The sequence below is a fragment of the Sphingomonas sp. AX6 genome (genome assembly GCF_902506605.1).
Lineage (GTDB): Bacteria > Pseudomonadota > Alphaproteobacteria > Sphingomonadales > Sphingomonadaceae > Sphingomonas.
In genome coordinates this window covers 1697058-1720874 of record NZ_LR733979.1, presented here as the reverse complement: position 1 = coordinate 1720874, position 23817 = coordinate 1697058, and the positions used below count along the sequence as shown (strand labels likewise).

At 63.2% G+C, this 23817-nt stretch carries 21 protein-coding genes; 5 read left to right on the top strand and 16 right to left on the bottom strand.

What is annotated here, in order from left to right; translation table 11 throughout:
• Nucleotides 1-72: 72 nt before the first annotated feature.
• The 3 genes from ENHY17A_RS08360 to groES form a co-directional block, all read right to left on the bottom strand.
• Nucleotides 73-2496: a DUF305 domain-containing protein gene (locus ENHY17A_RS08360; protein ID WP_159714362.1), complete on the bottom strand. Its 2424-nt coding sequence runs from the start codon at nt 2494-2496 to the stop codon at nt 73-75.
• 308 nt (nt 2497-2804) lie between these two features.
• The gene (gene groL, locus ENHY17A_RS08355) at nt 2805-4448 is read right to left on the bottom strand and encodes a chaperonin GroEL (RefSeq protein WP_159711806.1); all 1644 of its coding nucleotides are present in this window, start codon (nt 4446-4448) and stop codon (nt 2805-2807) included.
• Nucleotides 4449-4563: 115 nt separating this feature from the next.
• Complete coding sequence (gene groES, locus ENHY17A_RS08350; protein WP_159711804.1) at nt 4564-4854, bottom strand: co-chaperone GroES; 291 nt, start codon at nt 4852-4854, stop codon at nt 4564-4566.
• Nucleotides 4855-5080: 226 nt separating this feature from the next.
• On the opposite strand from groES, the gene sppA reads away from it, so the two are divergent.
• Nucleotides 5081-6958 carry a signal peptide peptidase SppA gene (sppA, locus tag ENHY17A_RS08345; RefSeq protein WP_159711802.1) on the top strand — a complete coding sequence of 626 codons (1878 nt, stop codon included), beginning with the start codon at nt 5081-5083 and terminating at the stop codon, nt 6956-6958.
• 10 nt (nt 6959-6968) lie between these two features.
• Nucleotides 6969-7529 (top strand): GNAT family N-acetyltransferase, encoded by a 561-nt coding sequence (locus tag ENHY17A_RS08340; protein ID WP_159711800.1) that lies wholly within the window; start codon nt 6969-6971, stop codon nt 7527-7529.
• A gap of 28 nt (nt 7530-7557) precedes the next feature.
• Here the strand turns inward: ENHY17A_RS08340 and ENHY17A_RS08335 are convergent, their stop codons facing one another.
• Nucleotides 7558-8205, bottom strand: coding sequence for a trimeric intracellular cation channel family protein (locus tag ENHY17A_RS08335; RefSeq protein ID WP_159711798.1), 648 nt, complete (start codon nt 8203-8205; stop codon nt 7558-7560).
• A 95-nt stretch (nt 8206-8300) separates the two neighbouring features.
• Between ENHY17A_RS08335 and ENHY17A_RS14730 the strand changes: the two genes are divergently transcribed.
• Nucleotides 8301-8786 carry a hypothetical protein gene (locus tag ENHY17A_RS14730; RefSeq protein WP_236547822.1) on the top strand — a complete coding sequence of 162 codons (486 nt, stop codon included), beginning with the start codon at nt 8301-8303 and terminating at the stop codon, nt 8784-8786.
• A gap of 137 nt (nt 8787-8923) precedes the next feature.
• Here the strand turns inward: ENHY17A_RS14730 and lpdA are convergent, their stop codons facing one another.
• The 10 genes from lpdA to ENHY17A_RS08280 form a co-directional block, all read right to left on the bottom strand.
• Nucleotides 8924-10315 carry a dihydrolipoyl dehydrogenase gene (gene lpdA, locus ENHY17A_RS08325; protein ID WP_159711794.1) on the bottom strand — a complete coding sequence of 464 codons (1392 nt, stop codon included), beginning with the start codon at nt 10313-10315 and terminating at the stop codon, nt 8924-8926.
• 146 nt (nt 10316-10461) lie between these two features.
• Nucleotides 10462-11712, bottom strand: coding sequence for a 2-oxoglutarate dehydrogenase complex dihydrolipoyllysine-residue succinyltransferase (odhB, locus tag ENHY17A_RS08320; protein ID WP_159711792.1), 1251 nt, complete (start codon nt 11710-11712; stop codon nt 10462-10464).
• Between the two features lie 13 nt (nt 11713-11725).
• Entirely contained in the window at nt 11726-14689 is a 2964-nt protein-coding gene (locus tag ENHY17A_RS08315; protein WP_159711790.1) for a 2-oxoglutarate dehydrogenase E1 component, read from the bottom strand.
• Nucleotides 14690-14837: 148 nt separating this feature from the next.
• Entirely contained in the window at nt 14838-15722 is an 885-nt protein-coding gene (gene sucD / locus ENHY17A_RS08310; RefSeq protein ID WP_159711788.1) for a succinate--CoA ligase subunit alpha, read from the bottom strand.
• A 55-nt stretch (nt 15723-15777) separates the two neighbouring features.
• Nucleotides 15778-16074: a GIY-YIG nuclease family protein gene (locus ENHY17A_RS08305; RefSeq protein WP_159711786.1), complete on the bottom strand. Its 297-nt coding sequence runs from the start codon at nt 16072-16074 to the stop codon at nt 15778-15780.
• 48 nt (nt 16075-16122) lie between these two features.
• Nucleotides 16123-17085 carry a malate dehydrogenase gene (gene mdh / locus ENHY17A_RS08300; protein ID WP_159711784.1) on the bottom strand — a complete coding sequence of 321 codons (963 nt, stop codon included), beginning with the start codon at nt 17083-17085 and terminating at the stop codon, nt 16123-16125.
• Nucleotides 17086-17252: 167 nt separating this feature from the next.
• Nucleotides 17253-18365 (bottom strand): cell division protein ZapE, encoded by a 1113-nt coding sequence (zapE, locus tag ENHY17A_RS08295; RefSeq protein WP_159711782.1) that lies wholly within the window; start codon nt 18363-18365, stop codon nt 17253-17255.
• Between the two features lie 25 nt (nt 18366-18390).
• Nucleotides 18391-18849 (bottom strand): PaaI family thioesterase, encoded by a 459-nt coding sequence (locus ENHY17A_RS08290; RefSeq protein ID WP_236547821.1) that lies wholly within the window; start codon nt 18847-18849, stop codon nt 18391-18393.
• Between the two features lie 11 nt (nt 18850-18860).
• The gene (locus ENHY17A_RS08285; protein ID WP_159711778.1) at nt 18861-19643 is read right to left on the bottom strand and encodes a succinate dehydrogenase iron-sulfur subunit; all 783 of its coding nucleotides are present in this window, start codon (nt 19641-19643) and stop codon (nt 18861-18863) included.
• Nucleotides 19644-19753: 110 nt separating this feature from the next.
• Nucleotides 19754-20350, bottom strand: a complete 597-nt coding sequence (locus ENHY17A_RS08280; RefSeq protein WP_159714359.1) for an ATP-dependent Clp protease proteolytic subunit — start codon at nt 20348-20350, stop codon at nt 19754-19756.
• Nucleotides 20351-20564: 214 nt separating this feature from the next.
• Here ENHY17A_RS08280 and ENHY17A_RS08275 point away from each other — a divergent pair, with 214 nt between their 5' ends.
• Together ENHY17A_RS08275 and ENHY17A_RS08270 are read left to right on the top strand one after the other, a co-directional pair.
• Complete coding sequence (locus ENHY17A_RS08275) at nt 20565-21341, top strand: transglutaminase-like domain-containing protein (protein WP_159711776.1); 777 nt, start codon at nt 20565-20567, stop codon at nt 21339-21341.
• A 145-nt stretch (nt 21342-21486) separates the two neighbouring features.
• On the top strand, nt 21487-22479 hold the full coding sequence (locus tag ENHY17A_RS08270; protein WP_159711774.1) for an LLM class flavin-dependent oxidoreductase: 993 nt from the start codon (nt 21487-21489) through the stop codon (nt 22477-22479).
• Here the strand turns inward: ENHY17A_RS08270 and ENHY17A_RS08265 are convergent.
• A complete protein-coding gene (locus ENHY17A_RS08265; RefSeq protein WP_159711772.1) occupies nt 22476-22955 on the bottom strand; it encodes a dihydrofolate reductase in 480 nt (159 codons plus the stop codon). The two genes, ENHY17A_RS08270 and ENHY17A_RS08265, sit on opposite strands and share 4 nt — an antisense overlap.
• Nucleotides 22952-23746, bottom strand: a complete 795-nt coding sequence (locus ENHY17A_RS08260; protein WP_159714356.1) for a thymidylate synthase — start codon at nt 23744-23746, stop codon at nt 22952-22954. Before ENHY17A_RS08260 ends, ENHY17A_RS08265 begins: the two co-directional genes overlap by 4 nt.
• Nucleotides 23747-23817 lie beyond the last annotated feature (71 nt).

The following is a 23817-nucleotide window of genomic DNA, read 5'->3' as shown; positions in this document are numbered from 1 at the left end:
TGTCCTTCTTCCTTCGGAAGAAAAGGATAATGTTTCGACAAGCTCAACATGAGCGGTGAGAGGACAGGGCGTTTACCGCAGCCGCTGCGCGATCGCCTTCAAGCTTTCCTGAAGCGCGGTCCTGCGCTTGCTCGCCACTGCATCCACGCGAGCATTGCCGAGGTTCCTGGACAACGCCTGCAATCGCCCGGCAAGCGCCGTATCCTTGGCATTCGCTTCGATCGGTCCCGCCGCTTGGCTCAGCGCCTGCGTCAGTTCGGTCGCGACCGCGGGGGTCAGCGTATTGCTCCGCCGCAACTGGTCGACATAGGCGCGCGCGATCGTCGGGTGCGCGGGCCAACTGACCGGGAACTGCTGTTGCGGGTTAAACCTTTGACCTTGATCGGCGAGTGCGGCGGCGGCGATTTCGGCTTCGCTCAAGTGTGCGCTCGGCGCTAGCGCCAGGACGTCGAGCCCGCGCGCAATCTCGGTCCCATAAATGCGCCCGTTATAATAATAGGCCGACCAGTAACCGCCCATCACCATCGTTCGCGGATCGACCGGCCCGCGATCGAAATAGGCGATTTCGACCGGATTGGCGCTGTCGGTGAAATCGATCACCGACATGCCCCCCTGATACCAGGCCTGGACGAAGATATCGCGCCCCGGCACCGGCACGATCGATCCATTGTGGGCGACACAGTTTTCCAGGTCGGTCTGAGCGGCAGGCAGCTTGTAATGACTGCGGAATTTCAGCTTCTTGTCGACGATATCATAGACCGCATTGGCACCCCAGTTACGCGGATCCTGCGTCCGGCAACGCGGACGACCGCCACCGCCCCATTCGTCGGTGAACAGGACTTTGGTGCCGTCATTGTTGAACGTTGCCGAATGCCAATAGGCAAAGGTCGGATCGACCACCGCGTCGATCCGCTGCGGCTTGCGCGGGTTGCTGATGTCGAAGATCACGCCGTTGCCTGAACACGCGCCCGCCGCGATCTTTGCGGTTGGGAACACGGTGATGTCATGGCAATGGTCGGTGCGGTTGGTGTCCTGCGTCCCGCGCCCATGGTCGCCGCCCTGCCACAGCCCCGAAATATTGCCCGTGCTCTCGTCGGCGAACACCGTCGGGCGGTCGATGATCCGCGATTTGGACGGATCGGCGGTGGGGATTTCGATGACATCGATGCGGAACAGTGCGGTGCGATTATCGCCTGCGATCGCCCCCACGCATCCTTCGAGTTCGCGCGCGTCGCGAATACCTGCCGTGCCCGAATTATAGACGATGACGCTGCCGGTGCGCCCGTCGCCCGACACCACCGAATGGGTATGCGATCCGCGACAGGTCTGTACCGCGCCGACCTGACGCGGTTGCGCGGGGTTGGAAATGTTGAAGATGCGGATGCCGCGGAACCGCTCGGCGCTGACATCCTCGCTCACGCCCTGACGCCCGCAATCGACCCGCGCGCGGGTCTGTTCGACCGACATGATGAGCAGGTCGCCGACGATCGACACGTCACCCTGACCACCGGGACACACGACCGAACTGACCAGGGTCGGCGCGCCGCCCGCCGGATCGACGCGGTACAGGTTGAACCCGTGATAATTGCCGGTCGCGAGCAGATCGCCCGAAAAGGCCATATCGGTCTGGGCAAAGCTGAGCAGCGGCGAACGCTCGGCAAAGCGCGTGGTGCTTTCGCCGTCCTGTGGTGCTGCGGCGGCTTTTTCGTCGGCAGGCAATTCGAGGGGAAGGCTGCCCGGATTGGCGGGATCGAAAAAGCCGGTCGGCTTTGGCATCGCCGCAATCAGCCGCATGTTGCTGATCGCCACCCCCGCATCGCGCAACCCGGCCTTGAGCGTCGAGCGCGGATCGGTCGATTGCGTGGCGAGCAGGGCGCTCATCCGCTTGATCTCGCCCTGTTGCTCGTTGGTCACTTCGCTGGTGAATTCGTAGAGGACGGGGTCATAGGCGGAGCCGGGCTGGGCCAGCAATTGATCGACCATGGTCACAGCACCTTCGTGATGCGCTATCATCAGTTCCAGGAACATCCGGTCGAACGCCGCACCCTTGGCAGCGGCCAGTGCCTTCATCTGTTCGGGCGTCGCCATGCCGGCCATGCCCATGTGACCGCCCATGCCACCATGGTCCATGCCCTGATGCCCGGCATGCGGATTGGCGACCGGCTGGCGACGTTCGGTCAGCCACCCGCGCATGAACTTCATTTCGTCGGCCTGCGATGCCGTGATGCGCCCGCCGATGTCACGGATCGCCTTGGTGTTGGTTCGCCCGTCGATCAGCGCGACCATCTCGACCGCCTGGCCGTGGTGGACGATCATGTCCTGCATGAACTGGACGTCGGCCGCCGCATAGCGCGTGTCGGCGATCTGCGAGGCCTGTTGCGGGGTCAGCGCGCGCGGCGCTTCGCCCGGGGCGCCCGGCTGGACGATCGTCACATTCTGGGCGGACGCGATCGCGGGAAGCGCGGCAAGGCCGATCACGGTGGAGCAATGCAACATGAAACGCACAGGGGATTGACGGAAATTACGCAACGGCCTCATCCTTTGTCTCGATCGATTGTGTGTGAACGTAACGTCCTTCGCCCCGTCGTAAAGGCGTTTCGGCTCATGGCATTACGGTGTGGATCGACTGCGCATAAGAAAAGGGCCGGTGGGGTGTCCCACCGGCCCTGATCTTTTTTGGGTAACCTGATCGGTCTGGATCGGCGACGGCAAAGCCGCCGCCGTCGGTCGGATCGGTCGGTTTCCCGACCGTCCGCCGTCCGAACCGGCACTGGTGCAGTCGGTCGTCGCCGACTGCGTGCCGATTAGAAGTCCATACCGCCCATGCCGCCCATGCCGCCGCCGCCCATGGGCATGGCGGGCTTGTCTTCGGGAAGCTCGCTCACCGCCGCTTCGGTGGTGATGAGCAGACCCGCGACCGAGGCTGCGTTCTGAAGCGCGGTGCGAACGACCTTGGTCGGATCGATCACGCCTGCCGACACCAGGTTTTCATAGGTGTCGGTTGCCGCGTTGAAGCCGAACGACGTGTCGCTCTGGTCGAGCAGCTTGCCCGATACGACCGCGCCGTCATGGCCCGCATTCGCTGCGATCTGGCGAACCAGCGAGGTCAGCGCCTTGCGGACGATGTCCACGCCGCGCGTCTGGTCTTCGTTTTCGCCGTTGATGCCCTCAAGTGCCTTGGTCGCATAGAGGAGCGCGGTGCCGCCACCGGGGACGATGCCTTCTTCGACGGCTGCGCGGGTTGCGTGCAGGGCATCGTCGACGCGGTCCTTGCGTTCCTTCACTTCGACTTCCGAAGCGCCGCCGACCTTGATCACCGCGACGCCGCCTGCAAGCTTGGCCAGGCGTTCCTGGAGCTTCTCGCGGTCGTAATCGCTGGTGGTGACTTCGATCTGCTGACGGATCGCATCGGTGCGACCCTTGATCGCGTCATGCTCGCCCGCACCGTCGACAATCGTGGTGTTGTCCTTGTCGATCGACACGCGCTTGGCAGTGCCGAGCATACCGAGCGTCACGGTTTCCAGCTTGATGCCGAGGTCTTCCGAGATCACTTCGCCCTTGGTCAGGACGGCGATGTCTTCGAGCATCGCCTTGCGACGATCGCCAAAGCCCGGTGCCTTGACCGCTGCGACCTTCAGGCCGCCGCGGAGCTTGTTGACGACGAGCGTCGCGAGCGCTTCGCCTTCGATGTCTTCGGCGATGATCAGCAGCGGACGGCCCGACTGAACGACGGCTTCCAGGATCGGGAGCATCGCCTGCAGGTTCGACAGCTTCTTTTCGTGGATCAGGATGTACGGATCGTTGAGTTCGACCGCCATCTTTTCAGGATTGGTGATGAAGTAGGGCGACAGGTAACCACGGTCGAACTGCATGCCTTCGACGACGTCGAGTTCGAACTCGAGTCCCTTGGCTTCCTCGACGGTGATGACGCCTTCCTTGCCGACCTTTTCCATCGCTTCGGCAATCTTTTCGCCGACTTCCTTGTCGCCGTTTGCCGAAATGATGCCGACCTGAGCGATTTCGCTCGAGCCCGAGACGGGCTTCGAACGCGACTGGAGATCAGCAACGACCTTGGTCACCGCCAGATCGACACCGCGCTTCAGATCCATCGGGTTCATGCCCGCTGCAACCGACTTCATGCCTTCGCGAACGATGGCCTGAGCCAGCACGGTCGCGGTGGTGGTGCCGTCGCCTGCGATGTCGTTGGTCTTCGAAGCGACTTCGCGGACCATCTGCGCGCCCATATTCTCGAACTTGTCCTTCAGTTCGATTTCCTTGGCGACGGTGACGCCGTCCTTGGTGATGCGCGGTGCGCCGAACGACTTGTCGATGACGACGTTGCGACCCTTGGGGCCAAGCGTGACCTTGACCGCGTCGGCCAGGATGTCGACGCCCTTGAGGATGCGCTCACGCGCGTCGCGGCCGAATTTTACGTCTTTGGATGCCATGTGGCTAATTCCTCTATCTGTCCGTCATCCCGGCGAAGGCCGGGATATGGTGCGGCAGGCGTGCCGCTCGATTGGCTTGATACCCCAGCTTTCGCTGGGGTGACGGTAATGGGATTTACGCCTCGACGATGCCGAGGATGTCCGATTCCTTCATGATCAACAGGTCTTCGCCGTTGACCTTGACCTCGGTGCCCGACCATTTGCCGAACAGGATCTTGTCGCCCGCCTTGACGTCCAAAGGCGACACTTCGCCCTTGTCGTTCTTGGCGCCGGCACCTGCGGCGACGACTTCGCCTTCTTGCGGCTTTTCCTTGGCGGTGTCGGGGATGATGATCCCGCCAGCCGTCTTTTCTTCGGCTTCTACGCGGCGGACCAGTACGCGGTCGTGCAAGGGACGAAAGTTCATGATGCTCTCCCAGATGTCGAATGCTCTTGGCACTCACCCGAGGCGAGTGCCAGCAGGGCGCATATGTGGAGGAGGCCAACCACCGTCAAGCGGTGTAAGCGAGTCTTTTTCGACAAGGCGTGATGAGGACAGGCCGCACAACTGTATTGCCGCGATAACACAGATCGGCTAACCCGTTCATGAAGCACGTCGAGGGCAAACGACGCGCGACACGAAGGAGCATGACGTGAAGCTGGTCAAAGGCGCTTGGAAATTGCTGGTGGGGATCAAGGATGGGTTGGTCCTGATCTTCATGCTGTTGTTTTTCGGACTGATCTTCGCGGCGCTTTCGGCGCGTCCCAATACCACGATCAAGGACGGCGCGCTGGTTATCGCGCTCAACGGCACGCTGTCCGAACAGCCTGCCGAGGCCGACCCGTTCGCATCGCTCGCGGGCGGCGATGTGCCCCAGCAATACCGTGTCCGCGACGTCGTTCGCGCGCTCGACAAGGCTGCAACCGATACCCGCGTAAAAGCGGTAGTGCTCGATCTCGACCGGTTCATGGGCGGCTACCCCGCCGATGTCGCGGTGGTGGGCGAAGCGATCAAGCGGGTGCGCGATGCCGACAAGCCGGTGCTGGCCTATGCCACCGCCTATTCGGACAGCGCCTATACGCTGGCGGCCAATGCCAGCGAAATCTGGACCAATCCGTTCGGCGGCGTGCTGATCGCCGGGCCGGGCGGCAGCCAGCTTTATTACAAGGGGCTGATCGACCGGCTCGGCGTCAACGCGCATGTCTACCGCGTCGGCACCTACAAGGCGGCGGTCGAGCCCTTCACCCGCGAAGACCAGTCGCCCGAGGCACGCGAAGCCAATCAGGCGCTCTACGGTTCGATCTTCGAAACCTGGCGCACCAATGTCGCCGCCGCGCGGCCCAAGGCACAGGTCGGCCCCTATCTGACCCAGCCTGCGCAGGTGATCGCCGCGACCCAGGGCAACATTGCCCAGGCCAATCTGAACGCCGGGCTGATCGACCGGATCGGCGACCGTGTCGCGTTCGGAAAGCGCGTCGCGGAGATCGCGGGCGTCGAGCGCCGCAAGCCAGCGGGCAGTTTCAAGGAGATTGCGCTCAGCCGCTACATCGCCGCCAATCCGTTGCCGACCACCGGCGACAAGATCGGCGTGCTGACGGTCGCGGGCGAAATCGTCGACGGCAATGCGGGGCCGGGCGTGGCCGCGGGCGACACCATCGCCAACGCACTGCTTGAGGGCATGGCCAAGCATGAGTTGAAGGCGCTGGTCGTCCGCGTCGATTCACCCGGCGGATCGGTCACTGCGTCCGAGCGCATCCGTCAGGCGATCCTGGAGGCCAAGCGTCGCGGACTGCCCGTGGTCGTGTCGATGGGCGGGCTTGCTGCATCGGGTGGCTATTGGGTGTCGGCACCGGGCGACGTGATCTTTGCCGAACCCAACACCATCACTGGGTCGATCGGTATTTTCGGTTTGATCCCGACGTTCGAGGGCACGCTGGCCAAGATCGGGGTCACCACCGACGGCATCCAGACGACGCCGCTGTCGGGCCAGCCCGACATATTGGGCGGCACCAATGCAGAGGTCGATGCGATCCTCCAGGCCAATATCGAAAATGGCTATCGCCGCTTCGTCGGGCTGGTCGCGAACAGCCGCGGGCTTAGCCGCGAACGCGTCGATCAGATCGGCCAGGGTCGCGTCTGGGACGGCGGCACCGCGCGCCAGCTGGGGCTGGTCGACCGGCTGGGCGGCATCGACGATGCGATGGCGGAGGCCGCGCGCCGCGCCAACCTCGACCCCGCAACGGTCCGCGCGGTCTATCTCGAAAAGGAGCCGAGCGCGTTCGCCCAGTTCATCGCGTCGATGGCGTCGAGTGGCGAGGACGACGCGTCCGAACCCGCCGCCGACCTGTTCGCGAAGATGGGTGAAACGCGCCGGGCGACGTTCGCCCAGGCGGTGGGCGACATGCGCCGCTTGACGCGCGGCACGTCGGTTCAGGTCCGCTGCCTCGAATGCGGCGGGTTCGGTCCGGCACAGGCAAGCGCGGAAGATTACCGGATCATGGACGCGCTGATCGCCCGGTTCGCCCTATGAGGCAATGGCAGTGATCGGTATCCGCGCGGCGACGCCCGATGATGCGGCGCGCATCGCCGCGATCTATGCCCCGTTCGTGATCGGCGGGACGGTCTCGTTCGAGATCGACCCGCCGGACGCACGGGCGATGCGCGGACGGATGGCGGCGAGCGAAGGGCTCTATCCGTGGATGGTCGTTACCAATGGTGGCGAGGAGGGCGGTGTGGTCGGCTATGCCTATGCCACCAAGTTCCGCGACCGTCCGGCGTATAAATATGTGGTCGAAACCTCGATCTATGTCGCGGGCGACCAACAGCGTGGCGGGGTGGGGCGGCTGCTCTACGAAGCGCTGATCGACACGCTCCGTGCGCAGGGCTTCACCCAGGCGATCGGTGCGATCACGCTACCCAATGATGCGTCGATTTCGCTGCATGAATCGGTCGGGTTTCGGCGCGCGGGCGTGTACCGCGAAATCGGGTACAAACAGGGCCGCTGGATCGATGTCGGCTTTTGGCAGTGCGAACTGAACGACAGCAAGGTGCCGCCGGTCGAGCCCAAGCCGTTCAGCGCGGTTGGTGTGGTGCGGGGTTAAGCGTTACGCCCGCTCGAAACAAACGGAGTTAGAGAGTTGGCTCCTCCTCATCCCGCCGCCCGCGATAGGCGGGGAGCGCCAACCGGTAATGGATCGCGGTCCCGCGTAGCGCGAACCCCGCCACCGCCGCAATCGGCCCCGCATAGAGCGCTGCGACGCCCAGTTCGCGCAGCCCGATATAGCTGAACGCGGCCAGCGCCGCCGCCGTCACGTACAGTTCGGGCCGCATCAGGATTGACGGTTCGTTCGCCATCATGTCGCGGATGATCCCGCCTGCACACGCGGTGATGACGCCCATCATCGCGGCGGGCACGGGCGGGATGCCGTAGCTGTACGACTTGGCCGCGCCGAACACCGCATAAGCGGCGAGCCCGAACGCATCGAGCCAGTCGAACACCTTGTCCGACCACCAGCGTTCGGGCGTCATCCAGACAAGCAGCGCGGCGCCGAGACAGATCGCCGCGAAATTGCGATCCTGTACCCAGAACACCGGCGCATCGATGAGCAGGTCACGGATCGTGCCGCCGCCGACCCCCGTGACGAGCGCGAAGAACGCCGCGGTCACGAACGTCTGCTGCCGCCGCACCGCCGCCAGCGCGCCGGTGACGGCGAACACCCCGATCCCGAACCAGTCGAGCCAGGGAAGGAAGGGACCGAATTGCCAGGCGGGTTGCATGGGAGTGGGGATAGGCGAGGGTAGGGGCGGGGGAAAGGGGGGGTGATGAGCAGAGGAGAATTGCCTACCCGAGCTTCGGCTCGCATAATCGTGCAATGAAAAGTGGCTCTTCCAGCGTCGCCGTTATCGCCATGTCGATTTTGCTAGTGGCATGCGATCAGCCAGAGCCAGTTATGTCAGAGCAGGAGATAGCGGAATTCCGGAAAGAATTGCCCGGCATCACTGAAAAATGCCTGGATATCATTCGAATGGGCGGCATCGACGCGGTGCCTATTGAAACCGATAAGTGCTTTCAGATGATGCCTTCTCGCCGCTGGGTTGGATTGTGGCATGATGAATTCGAAGAACAGCGTTTTTGCCCTTCGCCCGCGAATGAGTGCTCTTTCGACACGCCCGGCGAACGGGTTTGGATCACTTTCAATCGAGATGTGGCAGCCCCAACAAGCACTCGCGCGGGTGCGGTATATGCGGTGGAGTTTATCGGGCGCCGCACGTTGCGACCGGGACACCACGGTCACCTTGGCGTTTTCGACCACGCGATGATTGTGGATGATGTGATTTCGCTGAAGCGTCAAGAATAGACCGACATCGAAAATCGGATCATAACCTGTCTTGCCCGACACGGGCCAAGCCCGTGTCGTCGGTCGGCGCAGTAGCGCCGCTGGCCGGTCTGAGCCTCGATCGCTCGGGATTAGCGTTCGCTAATCCCGTCGCCGGCTCAGACGTGGATCGGCTTGCCCCGGACCGCCATCGCCGCTTCCTTGATCGCCTCGCTGTGCGTCGGATGCGCGTGGCAGGTATAGGCGATGTCTTCGCTCGTCGCGCCGAATTCCATCGCCTGGGTCGCCTGCGCGATCATCGTGCCTGCGACCGATGCGATCGCCCACACGCCCAGCACGCGGTCGGTTTTCGCGTCGGAGATGATCTTCACGAAGCCGCCATCCTCGTGATTGGTCTTGGCGCGGCTGTTGCCCGCCATCGGGAACTTGCCGACATTGATTTCGCCGCGCTCCTTGGCGGCTTCTTCGGTCAGTCCGACGCCCGCGATTTCGGGGAAGGTATAGACGACCGACGGGATCAGGTCGTGGTTCACGATGCCGGTTTGCCCGGCGATATTTTCGGCGACCGCGATGCCTTCGTCCTCGGCCTTGTGCGCAAGCATCGGGCCGGGAACCACGTCGCCGATCGCCCAGATGCCGTCGACCGAGGTCGCGAAATCATGATCGGTTTCGATCTGGCCACGGTCGTTGGTCTTCAGCCCCGCCTTGTCGAGCGCCAGCCCGTCGGTGTTCGGACGCCGACCGATCGAGACGAGGACATTGTCCGCCTCGATCGTCTGCGCTTCGCCGCCCTTGGCGGGTTCCAGCGTGATGGTCGCCTTGTCGCCGCTGACCGCGACGCCGGTAACCTTCATGCCGGTCTTGAATTCGATGCCCTGCTTTTTGAAGATCTTGGCCGCTTCCTTGCGGACGTCGCCGTCGAAGCCGGGGAGGATCTGGTCGAGATACTCGACCACGGTCACCTTCGCGCCAAGCCGCCGCCAGATGCTGCCCATCTCAAGCCCGATCACGCCGCCGCCGATGACGACGAGATGTTCGGGCACCTTTGGCAGCTCGAGCGCGCCGGTCGAATCGACGACGACCTTCTGGTCGATCTCGACGCTCGGTAGTGGGGTCACCGACGAACCGGTGGCGATGACGATGTCCTTGGCGGTGACCGTGCGGTCGCCGACTTGAACCGTCGTCGCATCGACGAACGCCGCGCGGCCCTTCAGCCATTCGACCTTGTTCTTCTTGAACAGGAATTCGATGCCGCCGGTCAGTCCCTTGACCGCGTCGAGCCGCTGCGCATGCATCGCGTCCAGATCGAGTTCGGGCGTGACCTTGATCCCCATCTTGGCCATCGCGCCGTTCGCGGCTGCATCGAAATATTCCGACGCGTGGAGCATGGCCTTGGACGGAATGCAGCCAACGTTGAGGCAGGTGCCACCCAGCGTTTCGCGGCTTTCGGCGCACGCGACGTTGAGACCCAGTTGAGCCGCGCGGATCGCCGCGACATAGCCGCCGGGGCCTGCACCGATTACCAGAACGTCGAAGTCGTAGTCAGCCATCTTACTCTCTCCCAGGCGGGATATTCTACCCGATCCGTTCGTGCTGAGTAGGGGCTGAGCTTGTCGAAGACCCGTATCGAAGCATCCTTCGATACGCCATTTCGGCTTCGCTCAATGGCTACTCAGGACAAACGGTTACTGTCAGCTCAAAGGTCGATCAAAATTCGCGTCGGGTCTTCGATCGCATTCTTCAGCGCGACCAGGAAGGTCACCGCTTCGCGACCGTCGATCAGGCGGTGGTCGTAGCTGAGCGCCAGATACATCATCGGACGGATCACGATCTGACCATCGCGCACGACCGCGCGATCCTCGATGCGGTGAAGGCCCAGCACTGCCGACTGCGGTGGGTTGATGATCGGGGTCGACATCAGCGAGCCGAACACGCCGCCGTTCGAAATGGTGAAGGTGCCGCCCTTCATCTCGTCCATCTTCAGCGTGCCGTCCTTGGCGCGCTTGCCGAAATCGCCGATCGTCTTTTCGACCTCTGCTACCGACAATTTGTCGGCGTTGCGGATGACGGGGACGACCAGGCCTTGCGGCGCGCTGACCGCGACGGAGATGTCGGCATAGTCGTGATAGACGATTTCGTCGCGGTCGATCTGCGCGTTGACGGACGGAATGTCCTTCAACGCCATCGTCGCGGCCTTCACGAAAAAGCCCATGAAGCCGAGGCGCACGCCATGCTTCTTTTCGAACAAGTCCTTGTACTTGGTCCGCGCTTCGATGACCGCGGTCATGTCGACATCGTTGAATGTGGTGAGCAGCGCGGCCGTGTCCTGCGCTTCCTTCAGGCGACGCGCGATCGTCTGGCGCAGGCGCGTCATGCGGACGCGCTCCTCGCTGCGACCATCGCCGGTCGCAGCGGCGGCAGGTGCGGCGCTGGGGGCCGGGGCGGGCGCGGGTGCGCTCGATTTGGTCGAGGCGGCGGCGACGACATCCTCGCGCGTGATGCGGCCATCCTTGCCCGAACCCTTGATCGTCGCCGGATCGACGCCGTGCTCGAGGATCGCGCGGCGAACCGACGGCGACAGCGCGGCGGGTTCGTTGCTGCTGCCCGAGTCGGCGGGTTGAGCCGGGGCCTGTTGTGCCGTGTCGGCGGGCTTTTCTGCTTCGGCGGGTGCAGCGGCGGGAGCAGGCGCTGGCGAAGCGGTGGCACCATCCCCTTCCTCGATCGTCGCGATCATCGCGCCGACCGACACCGTGTCGCCCGGCTGGACCGCGTGCGCGCCCATCACGCCCGCAACGGGCGAGGGGACTTCGACCGCAACCTTGTCGGTCTCGAGGCTCGCGATCGGCTCGTCGGCCGCGACCGCGTCGCCCGGCTGCTTGAGCCATTCGCCCAGCGTCGCTTCGGTGATCGATTCGCCCAATACGGGGACTTTGACTTCGGTTGCCATTATTGTGCTCCTGTCAGGCTGACGTCTTGCCTGCGGTCTTATTGTCTTCGGTATGGCGCGCGCGGCGGATTTCCTCGCGCACATTATGGCCCAGCGCATCGGCGATCAGCGCGCCCTGTTCGGCCTGGTGGCGCTTCATCAGGCCGGTCGCGGGCGACGCGGACGCCGCGCGGCCCGCATAGCGCGCGCGCTTCACCGCGCCGCCCGCGTCGGTCAGCGATTCCTCGATCAGTGGCTCGACGAAGAACCACGCGCCGTTATTCTTCGGCTCTTCCTGAGCCCATACCACTTCCTCGAGGTTGGGCATGCGCTTCAGACGCACGGTCAACGGATCGCCGGGGAAGGGATAAAGCTGTTCGAGGCGGACGATCTGGGTATGCCGGTCGCCCGCCGCATTGCGCGCTTCGATCAGGTCGTACGCGACTTTGCCCGAACACAGCACCAGCCGCTTCGTGTCGGCGTCGGCGGCACCATTGGTGTCCGACAGGATGCGCATGAAATGGCTGTCGCCCGTGAAATCCGCCGCCTTCGACACCGCCATCTTGTGCCGCAGCAGCGATTTGGGCGTCATTACCACCAGGGGTTTGCGGAAATTGCGGTGCATCTGGCGGCGCAACAGGTGGAAGAAATTGGCGGGCGTGGTGCAGTTGGCGACCTGCATATTGTCCTGCGCGCACAATTGCAGCATCCGTTCGGGCCGCGCAGAGCTATGCTCTGGCCCTTGCCCCTCATATCCGTGGGGCAGCAGCATGACGAGGCCGTTGGCGCGCAGCCATTTGGCTTCGCCGCTGGCGATGAACTGGTCGATCATGATCTGCGCGCCGTTGACGAAATCGCCGAACTGCGCTTCCCACAATATCAGCGCCTTGGGGTCGGCGAGGGCATAGCCATATTCGAACCCGAGCACGCCATATTCGCTCAGGGGCGAATCGAGCACCTCGAACCGGCCATGCGGGATTTCATTGAGCGGCACATATTTGCGCTCGCTTTCCTGATCGACCCAGACCGCGTGGCGCTGGCTGAACGTACCGCGACCCGAATCCTGCCCCGACAAACGGACGCCGTACCCTTCGGACAGCAGCGAACCAAAGGCGAGTGCCTCCCCGGTCGCCCAGTCGAAATTCTCGCCCGTTTCAAACATCGCCCGCTTGGCGTCGATCACCCGGCCCAGAGTCTTGTGGATGTTCAGGTCGTCGGGAACCGTCGTCAGCGTGCGACCGAGCGAATCGAACAGCTTGCGTTCGATCCCGGTTTCCATGTTGCGGCGCGCGGTTTCGTCTTCCATCGGCGCCGACAGCCCTGACCAGCGCCCGGCGAACCAGTCCGCTTTGTTCGCCTTGTAGCTTTCGGCTGCCTTGAAATCGGCCTCCAGAGTCTCGTTGAACGCTTTTTCGTGCGCGGCGACAAAGCTGTCGTCGATCACACCCTTCTCGACGAGAGTCTTGCCATAGACCGCGCTGACCGGCGGATGCTGACGGATCGCCTTGTACATCAGCGGCTGGGTGAAGCTCGGTTCGTCGCCTTCGTTATGGCCGAAGCGGCGGTAACACCACATGTCGATGACGATGTCGCGGTGGAATTTCTGGCGGAATTCGATCGCCATCTTGCAGGCAAAGGTCACCGCTTCGGGATCGTCGCCATTGACGTGCAGGATCGGCGCCTGAACCCCCTTTGCCACGTCCGACGGATAGGGCGAGGAGCGCGCGAATTGGGGCGAGGTGGTGAAGCCGACCTGGTTGTTGATGACGAAATGGATGCAGCCGCCGGTATTATAGCCGCGGATGCCCGAGAAGCCGAGGCATTCCCACACGATGCCTTGTCCTGCGAACGCAGCGTCGCCGTGGATCAGCACGGGCAGCGCCTGATCGTGATCCTTCAAATCGTCGCGGAACGTCTGGATCGCGCGGACCTTGCCGAGCACCACCGGGTTGACGGCTTCAAGGTGCGAGGGGTTGGCGACCAGCGACATGTGGACGTTGACGCCGTCGAACTCACGGTCGGTACTGGTGCCGAGATGATATTTGACGTCGCCCGACCCTCCGATATCGTCCGGGTTGGCAGAGCCGCCCGCGAATTCGTGGAAGATGACCTTGAACGGTTTGGCCATCACGTTTGCCAGCACGTTCAGGCGACCGCGATGCGCCATGCCGTACACGATCTCTCGCACGCCCATCGCGCCGCCATATTTAATGACGGCTTCGAGCGCGGGGATCATCGCTTCGCCGCCGTCCAGGCCGAACCGCTTGGTACCGACGAATTTCTTGCCGAGGAATTTTTCCCACTGCTCGGCTTCGATGACCTTGTTCAGGATCGCCTTCTTGCCCTCGGGCGTGAAGTCGATGGCCTTGTCTTGCCCCTCGATCCGGTCCTGCAGGAACCGCCGCTCATCGACATCGGCGATGTGCATATATTCCAGGCCGACATTGCCGCAGTAATTCTTGCGCAGGATGTTGACGAGCTCGCGTATCGTCGCGGTCTGGAGGCCCATCGCGCCGCCCAGATAGACCGGGCGGTCGATATCGCTGTCGGGAAAGCCGTGATATTCGGTCTTCAGATCCTCTGGCATCTCCCGCTTGGACAGGCCCAGCGGATCGAGATTGGCCGCCAGATGCCCACGCACACGGTAGGTGCGGATCAGCATCATCGCGCGGATCGAATCGCCCGCTGCCTTGGCGATGTCATCGGTTGATGGGGCAGGGGCCGTCGCCTTCGCCGGAGCGCCGGGCTTCGCAGGCTTGGGCGCGGGCTCCATCTGGGTTGGGTCGAGTGCGGCGGTCAGCGCATCGGTATCGGTCAGCGGCCAGTGCTTGTTCGCCCAGCTCGGACCGGTGACCGCGCCCTCCAGCCCGTCGAACCACTCGCGCCAACCCGCCTCGACCGAGGACGGATCGGCCTTGTAGCGTGCGTACAGCGTCTCGACGAAGGCGGGGCTCACCCCGCCTGCGATCTCGGCAAAATCCTGGCCTTCGTAACCCATCTGACTACTCCGTCATCCCCGTGACGGGTCCCATCAAAGTATTACTTTGATGGGCGCCCGCAAGCTGGGATATCAAGCCGCATAATGCCCCAGCGTTGACCTTTCGGTCGCCCTTTCGGGTCGCTGGGGCGACGGCTTGTTAGGGCTTTTAACCCTTCAACACGCTCACCAGCGTCTCGCCCAACAGGCTCGGCGATTCCGACACCTTGATGCCTGCCGCTTCCATCGCCGCGATCTTGCTTTCCGCATCGCCCTTGCCGCCAGAAACGATCGCGCCGGCATGGCCCATGCGGCGACCCGGAGGCGCGGTGCGGCCTGCGATGAAGCCGGCCATCGGCTTCTTGCGACCGCGCTTGGCTTCGTCGATCAGGAACTGTGCAGCCTGTTCCTCGGCGTCGCCGCCGATTTCGCCGATCATGATGATCGATTCGGTTGCGTCGTCGGCCAGGAACAGTTCAAGCACGTCGATGAAGTTGGTGCCGTTGACCGGATCGCCGCCGATGCCGACCGCCGTCGTCTGACCCAGGCCCGCATTCGTGGTCTGGAACACCGCCTCATAGGTCAAAGTGCCTGAACGCGACACGACGCCGACCGAACCCTTGGAAAAGATCGATCCCGGCATGATGCCGATCTTGCACTCGCCGGGCGTTAGCACGCCGGGGCAGTTCGGCCCGATCAGCCGCGACTTCGAACCCGAAAGCGCGCGCTTCACCTTGACCATGTCGAGCACCGGAATGCCTTCGGTGATGCAGACGATCAGCGGGATTTCCGCGTCGATCGCTTCCAGGATCGAGTCCGCGGCGAAGGGCGGCGGCACATAGATCACCGACGCATCCGCGCCAGTCTTCGACTTGGCTTCGGCAACGGTATTGTACACCGGCAGGCTAAGATGCGTCGTCCCGCCCTTGCCCGGCGTGACGCCGCCGACCATCTGCGTGCCGTAATCGAGCGCCGCCTGAGTGTGGAAGCTGCCGGTTTCACCCGTCATCCCCTGGGTGATGACCTTGGTGTTCTTGTTGACGAGAATGCTCATCCGTTATTCGCTCCATCGTACCCCGGCGAAAGCCGGGGTCCAGTTGGGGAGGCGATCATGGTCTTGCGATACGATCGAAAAGGTCGTCCCATTCCGGGTTCGGCCCTTCGATTTCCCGCAGTCTCCAGCCTCGCTTCCATTCCTTCATTTGCCGTTCGCGGGTGCGGGCGGCCTCGAGATCGTTATGCACCTCGTACCAGACGAGGCGGTGGCAGTTCCGTTCCTTGGTGAAGCCATCGACTACCGCGTTGCGATGCTCCCAGATGCGCTTCACCAGATTGGTCGTCGAGCCGATGTAGGTCGTGCCGTTGCGTCCGCTTGCGACGAGATAGACATAAGCGGTGCGATCCATCGACGGCCTATCCCAACTGGACCCCGGCCTTCGCCGGGGTACAAGCAGTTATGCCAGCGAGTTGTCGATGTCCTTGCAGGCCTTGACCAGTTCCTTGACCGCGTCGACCGAGGTTTTGAAATTCGCGCTTGCTGCGTCGTTCAGCTCGATTTCGACGATGCGCTCGACGCCTTGTGCGCCGATCACGATCGGGACGCCGACATAGAGGTCATCGACGCCGTACTGGCCGGTCAGATGCGCCGCGCAGGGCAACAGGCGCTTCTTGTCCTTGAGATAGCTCTCGGCCATCGCGATTGCGCTGGTCGCGGGTGCGTAGAAGGCCGAACCGGTCTTGAGCAGTCCGACGATTTCGCCGCCGCCCGAACGGGTGCGCTGGACGATCGCGTCGATGCGCTCCTGCGTCGACCAGCCCATCTTGATCAGGTCGGGTACCGGGATGCCCGCAACGGTCGAATATTCGATCACCGGGACCATCGTGTCGCCGTGGCCGCCGAGCACGAAGGCCGTCACGTCCTGCACCGAAACGTCGAATTCCTCGGCCAGGAAATGCTGGAAACGCGCGCTGTCGAGCACACCCGCCATGCCGACCACCTTCTGGTGGGGCAGGCCGGAGAATTCGCGCAGCGCCCAAACCATCGCGTCGAGCGGATTGGTGATGCAGATCACGAAGGCGTCGGGCGCATGCTGCGCAATGCCTTCGCCGACCGCCTTCATGACGTTGAGATTGGTCTTGAGCAGGTCGTCGCGGCTCATGCCTGGCTTGCGCGGGATGCCGGCGGTGACGATGCACACGTCCGCGCGCGCAATATCTTTGTAGGAGTTCGCGCCCTTCAGCTCGACGTCGAAGCCTTCGACCGGACCCGATTGCGCCAGATCGAGCGCCTTGCCCTGCGGGATGCCCTCGGCGATGTCGAACAGGACGATGTCGCCTAGTTCGCGAATGGCGGCGAGGTGGGCGAGCGTGCCGCCGATCATCCCGGAACCGATAAGGGCAATCTTCTTGCGGGCCATCATGTCTCCTCAACTGCGCAATTCGTGCGCGCACAAGAGCGGCATTGCCGGGCGCGGCCACCGCGTTCGGGCCGCGACTTAAGCGTTTTCGCGTCCGGAGACAACCGTAGAAGGGGAGGGGTTAAACTTTATCTTTGCAACTAATTCGCAAGTGCGTTTAGGGTTGGTCAGATCGCCCCGTGTCCCTTCGCCAGATAGCCTTCGGAGCGCATTTCGTTCAACCGGCTTACGGTCCGTTGAAATTCGAAGCGGCCGTCGCCTGCTTCGTACAGCGTCTCCGGTGGGGCGTCGGCAGCCGCCAGCAATTTGACTTTATGTTCGTACAGTGCGTCGATCAGCGTCACGAACCGCGCGGCTTCGTTTCGGTTTTCGGGGCCTAGCTTGGGGATGCCGACGAGGATGACGGTGTGGAACCGCCTCGCGATGGCAAGGTAATCCGGCGCGCCCCGCGCCTCTCCGCACAATTTCTTGAAGCTGAACACCGCCACGCCCTTCAGCGCCTTTGGCACGGTGAGCGTACGTGCCTTGCCAACTTCCAGTTCCAATGATGGGACGTGCGCGCGGTCTTCGGGCGGATAATCGGTCAGGCGGAAGAAGGCGGCGGACAGCTCGGCAGTCGCCTCCGGTCCATTGGGTACGAGCCAGGTGTCCATCCGCCCCAGCCGATCGAGCCGGTAATCGACCGGGCCGTTCAGCGCGAGCACGTCCATCTTTTCGGCCAACAGATCGATGAACGGCAGGAACAGCGCGCGGTTCAATCCGTCCTTATAGAGATCGACCGGCGGCCGGTTCGATGTCGCGACGATCGTCACGCCGCGGTCGAACAGTTCGGCGAACAGGCGCGACAGGATTGCCGCATCGGCCATGTTATTGACGACGAGTTCGTCGAACGCGAGCAGCCGTGCATCCTCGACCATTGCCTCGGCGACCGGGGGGATCGGGTTGCCGACTTCCTTCGACCGCTCCTCGGCGATGCGTTGATGCACCTCGAGCATGAAGGCGTGGAAATGGACCCGCCGTTTTCGGCGGACCTGAACTTGGTCGTAGAACAGATCCATCAGCATCGATTTGCCGCGCCCGACATCGCCCCACAGATACAGGCCGCGTGGTACGTCGGGTGCCTTGCCGAGCATCCGCCACAGGACCGAACCACGCTTGGGCGTCGCCTCCAGTTGAGCGGCGAGTTGATCAAGGCGGGTGGCGGCCGCCATTTGCTCGGGGTCGGGACGCAGTTCGCCGGCGGCGACCAGCGCGTCGTAGGTGGTGGCGATACTACTCATCGGATCCGCGCGAGCGGTATCGAGGTCATGGCCTGGAAGGTTTCCGCACGGTCGCGGTGAAGCTCGCGATCACCGTCTCGTTCTGCTTCACCAGTCCGCGCATGAAGAGGAACCGGCCGGTCTCGCGGAGCAGCTCGACATGGGCCTCAATCGGCGCATCGAACCGCGCACCGGCGATGAACTGGGTGGACAGGTCGAGCGTCTGCGCGCCGCCCGCGACCAGCACGCCCAATCCGCGCGCGGCACCGAACAACGCGACGTCGATGAATCCCAATATCGCACCGCCATGGACGTTGTCGGCCAGGTTCGAATGAATGCGCTGCGGGACCATTCGCACTCGCGCGATGCCGCCCTCCACCTTGACGTGCAGCGGCCCAAGGAATTCATTGAACCGCGTTTCGTCCGCAAATTGCCAGCGGTTCCAGCCGGGGAGGTCGGGATCCGCGGCGAAGCGAAACCGCTTGGGCGTGCTGTCGTCGCTCAACGCCTTGCCGCTCAACCCTGGCGCTCGACCATCATCTTCTTGGTCTCGGCGATTGCCTTGGCCGGGTTCAGGCCCTTGGGGCATGCGTTCGCACAGTTCATGATCGTGTGGCAGCGATAGAGGCGAAAGGGATCCTCCAGCTCGTCAAGCCGCTCGCCGGTATGTTCGTCACGGCTGTCGGCGAGCCAGCGATACGCCTGGAGCAGGATCGCGGGGCCGAGAAACTTGTCGCTGTTCCACCAATAGCTGGGGCACGAGGTCGAGCAGCAGGCGCACAGAATGCATTCGTAGAGACCGTCGAGCTTGGCGCGATCCTCGGGCGATTGCAGCCGTTCCTTGCCCGACGGGGTCGGCGTCTCGGTCTTCAGCCAGGGCTGGATCGACGAATATTGCGCGTAGAAATGGGTGAAGTCGGGGACCAGATCCTTGACCACCGCCATGTGCGGCAGCGGGGTCACCTGAACCTCGCCCGAGATATCCTCGATCGCGGTGGTGCAGGCCAGACCGTTCTTGCCGCCCATGTTCATCGAGCACGATCCGCAAATCCCTTCGCGGCACGAGCGGCGAAAGGTCAGCGAGGGGTCGACGTCCGATTTGATCTTGATGAGCGCGTCGAGCACCATCGGCCCGCAATCGTCGAGATCGACCTCGAAATTGTCGTAGCGAGGGTTCTCGCCGGTATCGGGATCGTAGCGATAGATTTTGAACTTCTTCACCCGCTTGGCGTCGGCGGGGGCGGCATGCGCCTTGCCCTTCTTGATGACGCTGTTCTTCGGCAGGGTGAATTCGGCCATTTTTTGGGTTCCGTCCTTCGTCGTACAGCCGATTTGGCGCGATTCCGCTGCCAGTCAAGCTTTGCAAAGGCCAGTTACACGGTTGGCCGGTCGTCGCAAGCGTGCGGGTGTCAAATTACGTCCAGCACCAACCCCAGATCTCGGGCTTCCTCGGCATCGATATACCAGTTTTCCGGCGCGCGGCGGCGAACCTCGTCCAAGTCGATGCGGGTTCCCTCGACCAGCTTGGCGAACCCTTCTTCCTCGATCTTGATGGAATGTTCGATCTCGTGAAGCGTCGCTTTGAGGGTGGCGGTTAGGGTTTTGAGCGGCCCCGACAAGTTGATCGTCTTCGTCATCTGACGCTCGTGAATCATGATGCGCGTCCCGCGCGTCAGGAAGCGTTTGTCGGCGGGGAAATTGGCCATGAAGGTCGCGGCGGCAGAATAGATGACGGCCTTGCCCAAGAACAAAATCTCGCGCCCGTCATATTCGGCGAGCAATCGCACCTCGTCACCCATCAGCCGTGCGACTTCCGGATCGCCACCCAACGACGAGAGGGTCAGAACCAGCGTTCCTTCCTCAGGTGCATCGCGAAGCTGATCGCGAAAACTCTGGTACATCGCGTAATCGACCGTTCCCGACAGGACGACATGCGGGTTGGCGAGCAAGGGATAGGCGCGTGGATCGGTGCTGTCGCTGTCGGTTGGGTTGGAATCGCCTCGCATCGGTTTGGCCGGTCCTTCTCGCGACGAGCCGCGAGTAGGATCGGGAATCGGGCGGTTGGGCGGGGCGATCGGCAGGCTGTCGGTCATGAAAGGCTAACCCTTGTTAAGCGCGCGAGGTTCCGCGCTAGGATGGCGATTATGTGGAGGTCGGGACAAGCCCGATCTTTCTTTTCTTCACCATGGACCCCGCGGTATCCGGCTTCGTTCGGGGGCGATGAAACTCAGCATCCACACCCGGCTCGATTACAAGTTCGACCAGCCGACCGACGTCCTGCTTCAGGTTGAGGCGGCGATGATCCCCGAACAGCGGGTCGAATCGGCGCATATCGATCTATCGGTCAATCAGTCGTTCGCGCGCGTGGCGGGGCATGACCAGATCGGCGACCGTATCTGGCTGCGCGTCGCCGACCGTCTGACGGTGGATTACCAGGCAACAGTCGAGGTGTGCCGCGTGCTGGCCGACCTGACCGATCTGGCGCGGGTCGAGCCGCATCTGCTGCCCGGCGAGACGATCGAATATCTGATGCCGTCGCGCTACTGCCCCAGCGATTTCTTCGAAAGCTTCGTCGAAACCGAATTCGCCGGGTTGGAAGGCGGGCACCGGGTAGAGGCAATCCGCCAATTCGTTGCCGACAACATCGCCTATGTCTCTGGCTCCAGCACCGGGTCCACCACCGCGCTCGAAACCTTCGTTCAGCGCAAAGGCGTGTGCCGCGATTTCGCGCATGTCGTGGTGACGCTGACCCGCGCGTGCGGCATCCCCGCGCGCATTGCCAGCGTTTATGCGCCCGACGTGACCCCGCAGGATTTCCATGCGGTGGCCGAAGTGTTCCTGGGCGGGCAGTGGAACCTCGTCGATGCAACCGGCATGGCCAGTCCCGATACCATCGCCAAGATCGGCGTAGGGCGCGACGCCGCGGACGTCGCGTTCATGACCGCTTACGGCACGTCGGAATTCGTCAACCAGCAAGTGTGGGTCGAGCGGGTCTAACGACGCCCCCGCCCGTTTGTTTCGAGCGAAGTCGAGAAACCCGACCGAAGCGCCAAGATCACGTTTCTCAACTTTGCTCGAAACAAACGGAGGGGTAGGTGAGCAACAGGGTTTCGATCCGAAACCGACTTCCTATCTTTAGATCATGACAGCATATTCCCTGCTCGACTTGGTTCCCGTCCTCGAAGGATCGGACGTCCCCGACGCAATGGCGCGCGCCGCCGATCTTGCCGCCCATGCGGAAAGCTTGGGCTACACCCGCTACTGGATGGCCGAACATCACGGGATGGAGGGGATTGCGAGTGCCGCAACCGCTGTCGTGATCGGCCATGTCGCAGGCAGGACGTCGACGATCCGCGTCGGGGCGGGCGGAATCATGCTGCCCAACCACGCACCACTGACGATCGCCGAACAGTTCGGAACGCTGGACGCGCTCTATCCGGGACGGATCGACTTGGGGCTGGGTCGCGCCCCCGGATCGGATCAACGCGTGGCGCAGGCGATGCGCCGTAATCTCGACACCGATCCCAACGCCTTCCCGCGCGACGTGATGGAGTTGCAGAGCTATTTTGCGGATGACGGCCAGACCGGCATCCGCGCCACACCGGGGGCAGGGGCGAATGTGCCGCTCTACATTCTGGGTTCCAGCACGTTCGGCGCGCAACTCGCGGCGGCGCTCGGCCTGCCTTATGCCTTCGCCTCACATTTTGCGCCACAGATGCTCGACGATGCGCTGGCCATCTACCGTCGCGACTTCCGTCCCAGCGCGGCGCTCGACAAGCCCTATGCGATGGCCGGGTTCAACGTCTTCGCCGCCGACACCGACGAGCAGGGCGAGCTGCTCGCCACGTCGATGCAGCAAAGCTTCGTCGCGCTGCGCACCGGCCAGCCCGGCAAGATGAAGCCACCCATTCGCGGTTATCTCGATACGCTACCTGCGCAGGCGCGGATGATGCTCGACGGCGTCCTGTCCTGTTCCGCGATCGGTGGCCCTGCCAAGGTGAGGGAAGGTCTTTCGCGCTTCATCGATCGTACCGGTGTCGATGAAATCGTCCTCGTCAGTTCGATCTATGACCATGACGCCCGCAAGCGCAGTCTGACGATCGCGGCGGAAGCGATGGCAGACCGACCCGTCTAACCGCTGGCTCGCGCCAGTGTGACGAAGCTGTAGGCCGGCCGGACGCCCTCCGCCGCATGATCCTCTCGCGCCACTTCGCGCCATTCGGCCCCAAATTCGGGAACGGTCGCATCGCCGTCCGGGGTGAGGTCGATCTCGGTCAGCTCGATCCGGTCGGCGCGGTCCAGAAAGAGCAAAAAGATTTCCGCTCCGCCGATGACTGCGATCTCGCCGTTACCGGCCAGCGCGAGTGCGTCATCGGGGGTGTGCGCGACTTCGGCACCCGGCGCAGACCAGTCGCGGTCGCGGGTAAGGACGATGTGGCGGCGGCCGGGCAGGGGACTGGGAAAGCTGTCGAAGGTCCTGCGACCCATCATCATCGGCTTGCCCATCGTCAGTGCCTTGAACCGTTTGAGATCGGCGGGCAGATGCCAGGGAAGTTTGCCGTCGACGCCGATCACGCCGTTGCGCGCGCGGGCGAGGACGAAGACGATCATATCGCGACCGGCGCCTTGATATGCGCCTGCGCGACATAGTCGGTCAGTGCGAAATCTTCATAGTCATAGGCGTCGATGGACAACGGCTTGCGCTTGATAACGAGCCGCGGGAGCGGTCCCGGTTCGCGCGCCAACTGAGTCTGCGCCTGTTCCAGATGGTTCTCGTACAGGTGGCAGTCGCCGCCGGTCCAGATGAAGTCGCCGACTTCCAGCCCAGCCTGCTGCGCAAGCATATGCGTCAGCAGCGCATAGCTGGCGATGTTGAACGGCACGCCGAGAAAAATGTCCGCCGAGCGCTGATAGAGTTGCAACGACAGTTTGCCATTCGCGACATGCGTCTGGAACAGGCAATGGCACGGAGAGAGCGCCATGGCGTGGAGTTCGCCGGGGTTCCACGCGGTGACGATCTGGCGCCGCGAGGCGGGCTGGCTGCGGATTGTCTCCAGCAAGTCGGCGATCTGATCGATATGGCGGCCGTCGGCGGTTTCCCAAGCACGCCATTGCTTGCCGTAAACCGGCCCGAGATCGCCATTTTCGTCGGCCCATTCGTCCCAGATGCTGACCTTGCGGTCGCGCAGCCAGCCGACATTGGTGTCGCCGCGCAGGAACCACAGCAATTCGACGATGATCGACCTGAGGTGCAATTTCTTGGTGGTCAGCACCGGGAAGCCCTTCGACAGGTCGAAACGCATCTGCGCCCCGAACACGCTGCGCGTGCCGACGCCGGTCCGGTCATGCTGGATCGCGCCGTCGTCGAGCGCACGCTGCATCAGGTCGAGATATTGCCGCATGGGTGACGGCGTAGCGCGTGCGCGGCGGGTCGCCAAGCGGGTGCAATGCATCCGATGTGGATGTTTTTGCC